The 12,011-nt window shown below is 52.4% G+C and carries 8 protein-coding genes and 1 riboswitch; of the genes, 3 read left to right on the forward strand and 5 right to left on the reverse strand.

The features are described 5' to 3' along the window. Window positions 1–2 precede the first annotated feature (2 nt). The 3 genes from Q4E93_RS00975 to Q4E93_RS00985 form a co-directional block, all read right to left on the reverse strand. A complete protein-coding gene (locus tag Q4E93_RS00975) occupies window positions 3–1,088 on the reverse strand; it encodes a homoserine O-acetyltransferase family protein (protein WP_303583226.1) in 1,086 nt (361 codons plus the stop codon). Window positions 1,089–1,184: 96 nt separating this feature from the next. Then, window positions 1,185–2,528, reverse strand: a complete 1,344-nt coding sequence (locus Q4E93_RS00980) for an O-acetylhomoserine aminocarboxypropyltransferase/cysteine synthase family protein (protein ID WP_303582210.1) — start codon at window positions 2,526–2,528, stop codon at window positions 1,185–1,187. A gap of 51 nt (window positions 2,529–2,579) precedes the next feature. Next, window positions 2,580–3,803 (reverse strand): trans-sulfuration enzyme family protein, encoded by a 1,224-nt coding sequence (locus tag Q4E93_RS00985; protein WP_303582211.1) that lies wholly within the window; start codon window positions 3,801–3,803, stop codon window positions 2,580–2,582. A 170-nt stretch (window positions 3,804–3,973) separates the two neighbouring features. Continuing rightward, a riboswitch (SAM riboswitch) is annotated at window positions 3,974–4,092 on the reverse strand. Between the two features lie 258 nt (window positions 4,093–4,350). Between Q4E93_RS00985 and Q4E93_RS00990 the strand changes: the two genes are divergently transcribed. From Q4E93_RS00990 to Q4E93_RS01000, 3 genes are all read left to right on the forward strand, one after another. After that, entirely contained in the window at window positions 4,351–5,238 is an 888-nt protein-coding gene (locus Q4E93_RS00990) for a DUF4382 domain-containing protein (RefSeq protein ID WP_303582212.1), read from the forward strand. Between the two features lie 177 nt (window positions 5,239–5,415). After that, on the forward strand, window positions 5,416–8,484 hold the full coding sequence (locus tag Q4E93_RS00995; protein WP_303582213.1) for a SusC/RagA family TonB-linked outer membrane protein: 3,069 nt from the start codon (window positions 5,416–5,418) through the stop codon (window positions 8,482–8,484). 31 nt (window positions 8,485–8,515) lie between these two features. Then, window positions 8,516–9,898: a RagB/SusD family nutrient uptake outer membrane protein gene (locus tag Q4E93_RS01000; RefSeq protein ID WP_303582214.1), complete on the forward strand. Its 1,383-nt coding sequence runs from the start codon at window positions 8,516–8,518 to the stop codon at window positions 9,896–9,898. Window positions 9,899–9,902: 4 nt separating this feature from the next. Here the strand turns inward: Q4E93_RS01000 and Q4E93_RS01005 are convergent, their stop codons facing one another. Continuing rightward, window positions 9,903–10,319, reverse strand: coding sequence for a response regulator (locus Q4E93_RS01005; protein WP_303582215.1), 417 nt, complete (start codon window positions 10,317–10,319; stop codon window positions 9,903–9,905). Beyond that, entirely contained in the window at window positions 10,316–11,854 is a 1,539-nt protein-coding gene (locus tag Q4E93_RS01010; RefSeq protein WP_303582216.1) for a sensor histidine kinase, read from the reverse strand. The genes Q4E93_RS01005 and Q4E93_RS01010 overlap by 4 nt, the downstream gene beginning before the upstream one ends. Window positions 11,855–12,011 lie beyond the last annotated feature (157 nt).

Genomic DNA, 12,011 nt, shown 5'->3' on the forward strand with positions numbered 1-12,011 from the left:
ATTTAAAGGTTGATTAATGCTCTCTTAGCTGCGGGACTTTCTTTCAGAAAGTCTTTGATCAGCTGCTCTATTTGTGTGTACTCCAGCAGGAACCCGTCATGGCCATACAGCGAAGAAATGACTGCATGATGGGCGCCTGGTATCAGCTCTGCCAGGGTCTTCTGTTCCTGGAGGGGAAAAAGAATGTCTGACTGTATACCGATCACCAGCGTCCTGGCTTTAATTCGCTCCAATGCAGCTGCCAGTCCTCCCCGGCCTCTTCCGGCGTCATGAGAATCCATGCTGAGGCTCAACGCATAATAGCTGAATGCGGAAAACCGCCTGGCCAGTTTGTCTCCCTGGTAGCGCTGATAAGATGCGGCTCCGGTCCGGATGCCGGGGCCAACCCCATGCAGACATCCCCAGCCTTCCGCCCTTTGTTCCTCCCGCCGCATCTGCAGCTGATCATACGCCTGATAGTCCCTGTAGGACAATAAGGCCATCGCCCTTGCGGCCTTCATGCCTTCTGCTCCCGCTGATCCTTTCCTTTCCCGCCAGCTGCCATCCGCCTCGATAGCCATGCGTTGAGCCGTATTGAAAGCGATCCCCCAGGGCGAATGCCGGCCATTGGTGGCAATGGCGATGATATGACTGAACAGCTCCGGCTCTTCAATAGCCCATTCCAGCAACTGCTGTCCGCCCATACTTCCCCCGATGCCAATAAAGATCCTGCGGATACCCAGCGACTTCCGCAGCGGCTGATAGGCCCGTATCATATCCCGGGTGGTGAACACAGGAAAGTCATGATAGTAGGGCCTGTTGTTCTGCGGATCCCTGTCAAGGGGGCCGAGACTGCCATAACAGCTCCCCGGCATGTTGACGCAAACAACGTAGTAATCGGCAGGATCGAACAGCCTGCCTGCGCCTACCAGTCCGGGCCACCATTCTCCGGGATCACTGTTCGCAGTCAGCGCATGAAAGACCCAAACGACATTGTCCCCGGCCTCGTTCAGGATGCCATGCGTCGTATATTCCAGGTGATAGGCCGGAACCTCCAGGCCGGACTCCAGCCGCAGGGGTTGATTGTACGTGAACTTCATATAAGCCACAGGCTGCAAGCAGCGTCTATTTAAGCATTAAAGATTTAAGTATGCCTGACTTGTAGCTTGAAGCTTGCAGCTTGCAGCCTGAAGCTACCGAAGGTCTCAACTTGTAGCTTGCAACTTGTGGCCTGCAGCTATCTGCTCAAACGCCTGTTCGAAGTCAGCCTTGATGTCTTCGATATGCTCGATGCCGACGCTCACACGCACCTGGTTCGGCTGCACACCAGCGGCTATCTGCTCCTGTTCGCTCAGCTGTTCGTGCGTGGTGCTGGCGGGATGTATGACCAGTGTTTTGGCGTCTCCGACATTGGCGAGGTGGCTGGCCAGCTTCACCGAGTCGATGAACTTGCTGGCGTTTTCCTTCGCCTTTGACCCGGTGCCCTTGATCCCGAAATTGAGAATGCCGCCAAAGCCATTCTTTAGGTATTTGGCCGCCAATGCATGGTAGGGGCTGCTTTTCAGACCGGGGTATTCCACGAAATCCACCTGCGGATGCCGCTCGAGCCACTGTGCCAGGGCCAGGGCGTTTTCCGTATGTCGCTGCACTCTTAATGAGAGGGTCTCCAGGCCTTGCAGGAGCAGGAAGGAGTTGAAAGGACTCTGGGAGGAGCCAAAATCACGCAACCCTTCTACTCTTGCCCGGATGGCAAAGGCGATGTTGGGCAGTCCCAGCGGATTGCCTTCCCCGAACACCTCCCAGAACTTCAGGCCGTGGTAGCCTTCGGAGGGTTCTGTGAACTGCGGAAACTTCCCGTTACCCCAGTTATAATTACCGGCGTCCACGATGACACCGCCGATGGAGGTACCATGGCCGCCAATCCATTTGGTAGCGGATTCCACCACTACGTTGGCTCCCCATTCGATGGGACGGAACAGGTAACCGCCTGTGCCGAAAGTGTTGTCTACGATCAGTGGCAGGTCATATTCTTTGGCCAGGGCAGCGAATTTTTCAAAGTCAGGTATATTCAGCCGGGGATTGCCGATGGTCTCCAGGTATAGGGCCTTTGTATTTTTATCGATATGCTTTACAAAGCTTTCCGGGTCGTCCCCGTCCGCAAAACGGGCGTCAATGCCCAGGCGTTTGAAAGCTACTTTGAACTGATTGTAGGTCCCGCCATAGAGATAAGTGGTGGTGACGAAATTGTCTCCTGCCTGCAGGATATTGTTCAGAGCCAGGAACTGGGCCGCCTGACCGGAACTGGTGGCCAATGCCGCCACCCCCCCTTCCAATGCCGCGATGCGCTGTTCAAATACATCGGTGGTGGGGTTCATGACGCGGGTGTAGAGATTGCCGAACACCCTGAGTCCGAATAGATTGGCTGCGTGCTCCGTACTGTCGAAGCCATAGGAGGTGGTCTGGTAAATAGGCACCGCCCTTGATTTGGTGGTGGGGTCGATTTGCTGACCGGCATGCAGCTGCAGGGTTTCAAAATGATGTTTGCTCATAATTTTTTTTTGACGATGTAAAAGATTAGCCGACGAATTTAACGGATGCCGTTACGCTGAAACCGCTGCCTTTACCACCGGCTGTTTTGCTCGTCCCTCCGGCTGAACGGCATGTCCTGCCGGTGTTCTTGTCAGTAGTTTATCCAGCGCCTGGCGAAGATCTTCCAGCAGGTCTTCCGTGTCTTCCAGTCCCGTGGACAGGCGGATCAGGCTGTCGGCAACACCAGCCGCCTTTCTCTTCTCGGAAGGTATGGTCTTATGCGTCATAGTGGCCGGGTGAGAGACCAGGCTCTTGATACCGCCCAGGCTTTCAGCCAGTTTGAAGAGACCTGTGGAGGTGACGAAGTCTTTGGCAGCTGCCTGCGTATCGTCTTTCAGGGTAAAGGAAACGATCCCTCCAAAGCCTTTCGATTGTCTTGCAGCGATGTCATGTCCCGGGTGCGTAGGGAGGCCCGGATAGAATACTTTTCCCACGGCCGGATGCTGCTCCAGGAAAGCCGCAATCGCACGGGCGCTGGCCCCATGCTGACGGATCCGCAGATGCAGGGTCTCGATACCCCTGATCAGCAGCCAGCTGTCAAAGGGACTCAGGATGGCGCCGCTGGCATTCTGCAGAAATTTGATCTTCTCGCCCAGCTCTTTGTCCTTTGTCACCACCAGGCCAGCGATAAGATCGCTATGACCACCCAGGTATTTGGTGCCGGAGTGGATCACAAGATCAGCTCCCAGCGAAATAGGCTTTTGAAGGGCGGGTGAAGCAAAAGTGTTATCCACGGCAAGTAAACATCGGTGGGCACGGGCAATCTTCGCAATAGCTTCGATGTCAGTGATCTTTAAGGTAGGATTGGTCGGCGTCTCGATCCAGATCAGCTTTGTATTTGGCGTGATGGCGTTGAATACGCGTTCCGGGTTGGTCGTGTCCACATAGGTCACGTTGATGCCGAACTTACGGTACACCTGCTCGAAAAGACGAAAGGCGCCGCCGTAAATATCGTCTACGGCAATGATCTCATCGCCTGACTGCAGCAGCTTGAGCACCGCATCGATGGCCGCCAGGCCGCTGCCGAAGGCCACGCCTGTATGCCCCCCTTCCAATTGTGCGATGAGGTTTTCCAATACGGTGCGGGTCGGATTGCCTGTCCGGGCATAGTCATAGCCCTTGTTCACGCCGGGTGCTTCCTGTACGAAGGTGGACGTCTGGTAAATCGGCACTGAAATGGCGCCGGTGTGAGGATCTACTGGAATACTGTGAATGAGTTGTGTTGTCGCTCCCATGATTAAACAATTTTTGATGTTGAATAATTTGTGTTCAGCGACACCACTTACCAAGAGAAATCATCAGAGAGACTTTCTCTTGCTCACCCCGGCCGGTGATGGGCAAAAAAAAACTCTTCTGATAGTCAGAAGAGCTTGAATATGGTGGTTAGATATTATAAGCTGGGTCTGACTTATCTGTCCCGATATTCCATCGGGATGGAGTTGGCACCTTACTTTCAGCTTATGCAGCTTCAGCAGGTTGTCAAGGCTTCATCGGGCCATTTCCCTCAGCCTTTCTTGATAAGAGATGTGTTAAGAACTGGTGCAAAGATAGGGGGGTAAATTTCATATTTCCAAATGTTTGAGATTTTTTTTCGTTGAACGATCCCTTACCTCGTTCAACTTTTCCACACTGAAATTGTACAATGTTTTGGTTTACAATGGAATGATAAAAGTTATAGACGGCGTGCCCGGCTGGTTAACGGGGCAATAACGCGTATTGGAACAGTTTTTGGCAACCATTTGTATAACGATGCAGTATATCTACCCATAAAACTTCACAAACATGAAAACGGTAACTAAATTGCTTGCCCCTGGCATAGCTGCTGCATTGTTTCTGTTCTTTGCCTGTAACAAGAACAATTCATCCGGATCCAATCCCAACATTCCCCAGGGTAAATCACAGGTGTCCATTTACATGATGGACGATCCCATTCCATTCACCAAAGTATTGATCGACATCCGGCAGGTAGCGGTGCTGGTAGATACGGCTACCAAACAGACCGACAGCGATCACGTGGGTCAATGGGACGACGGCTTTTGCGGATGGCACCGGGACAAAGAAAATAAATCCGTCATCTGGGATACGTTGGATATAACTCCCGGCGTGTATGATCTCCTGCAGCTGCGCAACGGTGTCGATACCTTGCTGGCTTCCGGCCTCATCCCTAGTGGTAAGATCCTGAAAGTGAAGATCACATTGGGTTCTGACAATACTATTTATACAGACAGTGTGACGCATTATCCGCTGGAGGTGTTCGGTCCGCATCCCTACTTTACGATCAATGTTCGCAGGGTGGACGTTTCATCCGTCAGCAGCAATGACTTTAAGCTATGGCTGGACTTCAATCTCGAGCGGTCAGTCTTCTTCTGGAACGGAGAATTTTTGCTGAAACCCTATATCGTCGTCTTTAATGACCAGACCAATGCGAAGATAAAGGGCCTGGCGTTGCCGGGAAGAAAAGTCATATTGGTGACGGCGTATAATGCCACCGATACTTTATATGCAGTGCCCAACTGGATGGACGGGAATTATCTGATCAGGAATGTGCCGGCAGGTACTTATTCCATCAATTTCAAGGGACGTGATGACTATAAGGATACGACCATCACGAATATCACAGTAGATCCGGGCAAGACGGTGAAAGTGCCGGACGTTACTTTACACAAATAAGCGAACTTTTCCATACCATTAGACATGCCTATTATCGTATTCCCCTGATCGGACCGCCGGTCAGGGGATTTTTTTGTCCCAATTACCCAATTACCCTGTTAAATCAATTCCGGGTTTTGGCGTAACTTTAACATAACCCCTGACCTACCGGTCATTAATCAACATAAACTAACGCACATGAGAAAATCAATCTACCTGATTGGGGTACTTGTATTCCATTTTAGTACCTTATCCGCACAATCCAGACAAATTTACGGCAAGATCATCGACGCGAAGGACCATAGCTCCCTGTCCGGCGTTACCGTCACGTTGAAGGGAGCGAGGGGCAATGCACTGTCCACGGCCGACGGCAGCTTTTCCATAAAGGCGGGCCCCAAGGCCACCAGCCTCAGGTTTTCTTACATTGGATATGAGGATCTGGAAGTTCCCATCGACGCGGGCTCCAGTCCCCTGGTGATCACAATGTCAGCTTCCCAGAAAGCGCTCAGCGAAGTAGTGGTCGTCGGCTATGGCAAGGCGTTGAAAAAGGACATTACAGGCGCCATTGCCCAGGTGAACGCGAAAGATATCGAGAATTTCCCGGCGCCGAGTTTTGAATCAGCCATCCAGGGTAAAGCAGCAGGAGTAGTAGTGACATCAGGCAGCGGCAAGCTGGGACAGGCCATCCAGGTGAATATCCGCGGTATCTCCTCCATCTCGGCCAGCAGCCAGCCGCTGTATGTGGTGGATGGTCTGCCGGTGACCACTGCCAGCATGTCGGATATGACCAATGATGACACCAATCCCCTGGCGGATATCAACCCCAACGATATCGAATCGGTGGAGGTCCTGAAAGACGCCTCTGCCGCCGCCATCTATGGCGCCCGTGCAGGCAATGGAGTTGTCCTCATCACCACCAGGAAAGGCAAGGCCGGTCAGAAGACCGTCATCGAGCTGAATACCAGCCACAGCACCAGCAATCCGGCCAGGAAATGGAAATTCCTGGATGCCAAACAATACATTCGCCTGATGCGCCAGGCCGCCGTCAGTGACGGAACGTATGATTTCACCAATAACATTTCCGGTTATGCCACCGTCGAGGACGGCATCAATGACTTCTGGGACAACGTATACAAGCCCGTGCTCGACCAGTATTCCCTGGGCACCAAGTGGCAGGACACGGCCGTCAACTCCAACTGGCAAAAACAGCTATACCACCATAATGCCCCTTCCAGCCAGGTGAATCTTTCCGCCACCGGTGGCAACGATAAGACGCGCTTTTTCATCTCGGGCTTTTATAACACACAGGACGCCATCGTTATCAACAACAGGTTCACACGTTATGGCGCCCGCTTCAACCTCGATCATACGGCTTCGGACAGGCTGCTCTTTGGGTTGAACCTTGCGGTAGACCGCTCCCAGCTGAACCGGGTAACCAACGACGACGCCTTTTCGACTCCCGGACAGCTGGTAGCCCAGATCCCCATCTCACCCCTGATCGACCCCGCCACCGGCCTGCCCAATGCACGGACCCTCTATCCCAGCGGGATCTACGATGCCCTCTATGACTTCGACCACCAGGTGACCTTCAGGACCATCGGCAACGCCTATGCGAATCTTAAAATACTGCCCACGCTGTCCTTCCAGTCCGAATTCGGCACGGATATCCTGAACCTTACAGAAAACGAATTCCAGGGCAAGGAATCCCAGGATGGTGCCGGCATTGGAAAGGGTTCGCTGGTGACATCCCAGAGCGTCACCTATAATACCAATAACTATTTCACCTTCACCCCCCACATCGGCGATGAACACAAGCTTACCGCTGTCCTGGGCATGAGCTATCTGCAGAATAATTTCGAGCACAGCTCAGCTTCAGGCGAGGGCTTCCCTTCTGATGCGGTGAAGAACCTGGATGGCGCTACCAATATCACCGGCGCCGCGACCAGCGACTATAAATACACCTTCCTCAGCTATTTCCTCAGAGCCAACTACAGCTTCAGGGACAGATACCTGTTCTCCGTCAGCGACAGGATCGACGGCTCGTCCCGGTTCTCTCCCGCACACCGGTACGGTAATTTTCCTGCTGTGTCTGCAGGATGGGTGCTGTCGGAGGAATCTTTTCTCCAGCATTCCAGCCCTTTCAGCTTCCTGAAGCTGAGGGCCAGCTATGGACTGACAGGCAACTCGGAGATCGGTGAGAACCAGTTCCAATCCCTCTATGCCGTCACCAACTATCCGCTGTTGCCGGGCTTCAGCCCGAGCCAGCTGGGCAGTGACAAGCTCCGTTGGGAAAAGAGCGCCCAGTTCGATGCCGGCCTGAACTTCGGTATCCTGAAGAACAGGATCATCGGCGAAGTGGATTATTATCACAAACATACCACCGACCTGCTGCTGAATACCAATATCCCCGCAACGACAGGATATGCTTCCAACGGAACAGCGACGATCTACCAGAACCTGGGAGTGATGGACAACAAGGGGATCGAAATTTCCCTCACCTCGCAGAACCTCACGGGTGCTTTCAAATGGACCACCACCTTCAACCTCGCCTATAACAAGAACAGGGTTGGCGATATCAAGGGACAGATCATCACAAGCGGGGTACAGCGGGCGGTGGAAGGCCAGCCCATCGGCACATTCTACCTGCAGAAATTCGCAGGCGTGGATCCTGCGACAGGCGATGCCCAGTATATTGACAGTACGGGTAAGAAGACGACGACCGATTATACCCAGGCGGCCCGCCTGGTGGCGGGAAAATACACGCCCGATTACACGGGCGGCCTGACCAATACCTTTTCATATGCAGGGGTCGATCTCAGTGTCTTTTTCTACTTCGTCACAGGGAATAAAATTTACAACGGGGGCGGCACCTATATGACCGCCGGCTTCTACAACGGGTGGGACAATCAAACAGTCGACCTGATGAACGCATGGCAAAAACCCGGCGACAAAACCAATGTTCCCCGCATAGGCTACTATTATGGCTCTGGCGCCGACGGCGCCTCCACCAGGTGGCTGTATAAAGGAGATTACCTGCGGATGAAGAACGTCACGCTGGGGTATACCCTTCCAGGCGGCGCCCTCAAATCCGCCGGTATTAAATCCGCCAGGATCTATATCAGCGGCACTAACCTACTGACCTTTACAAAATATCCCGGTGATCCGGAAGTCAATACCAACGTCGTAAGCAATATTGCCGGCGGACGGGATTTCTATACCATTCCCCAGGCAAGGACATTTACACTGGGATTGAATGTAAAGTTTTAAGTTATCTGTCGCTAATTTAAAAGATATCGAAATGAAAAAATTACTATATATACCGACCATCGTATTTGTTTTCCTGCTGGCCTCTTCCTGTAATAAAAAGCTGGAGGTCCTTCCTCAGAACAATGCCACGCCGGACCAGATCAAAACTTCCGCCGACGTACAGGCCCTGCTCTTCGGGGCCTACGAGCAACTGCAAAGCTACAGCGCCTTCGGCGAACAGTTCATGCTGATACCTGACCTCCTGGCCTCGAAGGACCAGGTGGATTGGGTGGGCACCTACGCCAGTTATAAACAGGTGAAGAATAAAAAGATCGTCGCTTCCAATTCCATCGCTTCGTCCATGTGGGGCAATGGCTACAAGGTCATCGGCATCTGCAATACCGTGCTGGATAAGCTGAGCGTTGTCGACAGTGCAGACAAGGCGACGGTGGAAGGCGAGGCGCTGTTCATGCGTGGTACCATTTATTTCGAGCTGCTCGGCATCTATGCCAGGCCGTTCTCGGACGGCAATGCCGCTACTAATCCGGGGCTACCCATCGTGTTGGTGCCTACTTACAAATATGACTCCACCAAGGGCAAGCCGGCCAGGGCCACCGTGGCAGCCACCTATACCCAGATCATCAGCGATCTGCAGGGGGCCATCGCCAAGCTGCCGTCCTCCAATGGCAGCTTCCGCGCAGACGTGTACAGCGCCAAGGCCATCCTGTCCAGGGTTTACCTGAGCATGCTGGACTATGCCAATGCGGCTACCCAGGCCAATGATGTCATTGTAAGCAAAAATTTTACACTGACGGATACCTATGACAAGGCGTTTAACAATAGCGTCAATTCAACGGAAGACATTTTTGCCATCCAGCAGACCTCCCAGAGCAATGTGGGCACCAGCAACCAGGGACTCAGCACCTTCTATGCGCCCAACCAGGGATTGCCTGTCGGCCAGACGGTAGGCCGCGGCGACGCGCAGATCGATGCCGGATACATCGTTTATTTCGAGGCGGGAGACCGCAGGGCCTCCTTTGTCACCGTCGGTAAAAGCATCGCCGGTGCGGACGGCACCTATCCCAATAAATGGCAGCAGTTCTATAAGGCGATGCCCGTCGTCCGGCTGGCGGAAATGTATCTCACCAGGGGCGAGGCTAACCTGCTTTCAGGCGGTTCGGTAGGCGGCGTAGACCCCCTGGACGATATCAATACCGTAAGGGCCCGGTCGGGCGCCAGTTTGCTGGCCACCGTCACCGGCCAGGATTTCGTGGACGAACGCTTCCGTGAACTGGGCTTCGAAGGCGACAGGTTCTGGACCCTGAAGAGGCTTAAACTAAACGTCGATGGGTTTGGATATGATGACAATAAGGTTATCATGCCGCTGCCGCAGAGCGAGCTGGATGTGAATGCCAATCTGAAACAGAATCAATAGTTATTCATAAGAGATCCTGGCCGCTTGCGGCCAGGATCTCCTTGAACTTATCTTGTGTGATCGGTTTTACATGATACCCCGATACGACACTGTATTGCGAAGCCTTTTTAAGGTCCTCGGAAGTAGAAGAGGAAGTGACGATGAAAATGGTCCGGCGATAGTCTTCCCTGAACGGGATCTTGATGAACTCATCCAGGAATTGCCATCCATCCATATACGGCATATTGATATCGAGCAGGATCAGCCCGGGCAGCATTTCCGTCGTCGCGTGTTTCTCCTTGAAATAGCTGATGGCTTCTTCGCCGTCATAGAACTGCAGCACGGATTCGACCATGCCTGACTGTTCGATCGTTCGTTTCATCACCAGCTGATATACCTCGTCGTCATCGATAATGCCTGCCACAGATAATTTATTGCTCATATTATATTTTTCTTCTCGAAATAAACGCGGAAGAGGGTTCCCTTGTCCACTGCACTTTCCACCTCTATCTTCCCATTGTTAGCCTCCAGCTGGTTCCTGGTGATGAACAAGCCTACTCCGTTGCTGGCATATCCTTTATGGAAGACCTTTTTATACTTGAACATATCCTGTCCGTACTTCTGCATGTCGATCCCGATGCCATTGTCCTGGATGGTCAGCAGGATATAGCCGTCATGGACCTTTGTCGAGATGTCGATGACGGGGGTTTTGCCCTGGCAGCGATATTTCAATGCATTGCTGAGGAGGTTGTAAAAGATACTGTCCAGGTAAGCTTTGGGAAACAGCACCTCATCGACCTCGAATTTTGTGGTGATGACCGCATCCGTGCTCATCAGCTCATTGTCCAGCATCTGCATGCTGGTCTGAAGGGCCTCTTTAAATGAGTAAGCGACGGATTGCTCTTCCTGGCGGAGCTGGATCTCCAGCAGCTCTTTCAGGTCATTCAAGGTATGGATGATCAATACGGACGTGTCTTTTACCTTCGACAGGAGGAAATCGCGGTCCTCCTCGTTCTTGTTCTTCTCCAGGTAGTCGGCCATATTGATAAGGCTGGAGGCGGGTCCCCGGAGATTATGGGCTACGATCCGATTGAATTCATTGATCCTGACGATATGGGCTTCCAGCTCCGCATTCTTTCGCTCCACTTCCAGTCGCAGCGCCTTTTTTGTCGAGATATCCGTCAGCTGGGAGATAAAAAAGGCGGGCTTTTCTTCCTGCCAGGTCAGGGAGACGGACAGAAGGACCCAAAGGATGGAGCCGTCCTTCCTGATATACCTTTTTTCCATCTGGTAGTGTTCCCGTTCTTTATTCAGCATCTGCGTCACAAATGCCATGTCGGCCACCAGGTCATCGGGGTGTGTGATATCCTGGAAGGAACCTTTCAGGAGCTCTTCCCGGGAATATCCCAGCATGTCGCAGATAGACTGGTTGACGTTGAGCCACCGGCCTTCGGGGCTTACCAGGGCTACTCCCACCGCGGAATAGTCAAAGACATTCTTAAAGAGCTGCTTGCTTTCTTCCAGCAGGAGATTCTTCACCTGCAGGTCCGATGCTGTTTTTTTACGCCGCTCGATCTCTGCTTCCAGGGACCGCGGGGATTTCAGACTGTAGGCATAGGGCAGGAGCCGGATGAGGGAAAAGACGGTCAGCCAGCTGATGACGGCCGTGATGGCCCTCACCAGCGCTGAAAGACGATAGACAGGCACCCAGAACAGGAGGGCATCCAGGAAATGGGTGGCGCCGCATGCCAGGATAGCGCCGGCAAATAGAAAATACAGCCGGGCATAGCGTTGATGACTTTGACGGCTGATGAAACGTATGATAATGACGGGAATAGCGAAATAAGCTGACCAGATAAGGAGATCGCTGATGATGTACAGCCATCCGTGGAAATCGGTCCATTTACCGCAATGCCAACGGGGGGGCCAGTCACTGCTGTCCAGTAGTTTCAAAAAGAAGTCGAGCACATCCTTCATCAGATTTAATATAACCTTAACCTGAACGTAAAGTAGTTAAAAAGTGGTTGGCAATAAAAAGATAACGCTTTATATATTAAATAATTGCTGTAAATCAGTTGTTCCTTCAAATAAGATACTGCGGGACAAAAGGACGTTGCCTAATAAATTTAGCAAA

The organism is Flavitalea plasmicola, from assembly GCF_030546645.1.
Taxonomy (GTDB): Bacteria; Bacteroidota; Bacteroidia; order Chitinophagales; family Chitinophagaceae; genus Puia.

What these genes read in the sequence shown, in the direction of transcription:
- Q4E93_RS00980 (WP_303582210.1), bottom strand. Translation starts at nt 2,528, where the DNA reads ATGAGCAAACATCATTTTGAAACCCTGCAGCTGCATGCCGGTCAGCAA.
- Q4E93_RS01000 (WP_303582214.1), top strand. Translation starts at nt 8,516, where the DNA reads ATGAAAAAATTACTATATATACCGACCATCGTATTTGTTTTCCTGCTG.
- Q4E93_RS01005 (WP_303582215.1), bottom strand. Translation starts at nt 10,319, where the DNA reads ATGAGCAATAAATTATCTGTGGCAGGCATTATCGATGACGACGAGGTA.
- Q4E93_RS00985 (WP_303582211.1), bottom strand. Translation starts at nt 3,803, where the DNA reads ATGGGAGCGACAACACAACTCATTCACAGTATTCCAGTAGATCCTCAC.
- Q4E93_RS00995 (WP_303582213.1), top strand. Translation starts at nt 5,416, where the DNA reads ATGAGAAAATCAATCTACCTGATTGGGGTACTTGTATTCCATTTTAGT.
- Q4E93_RS00990 (WP_303582212.1), top strand. Translation starts at nt 4,351, where the DNA reads ATGAAAACGGTAACTAAATTGCTTGCCCCTGGCATAGCTGCTGCATTG.
- Q4E93_RS01010 (WP_303582216.1), bottom strand. Translation starts at nt 11,854, where the DNA reads ATGAAGGATGTGCTCGACTTCTTTTTGAAACTACTGGACAGCAGTGAC.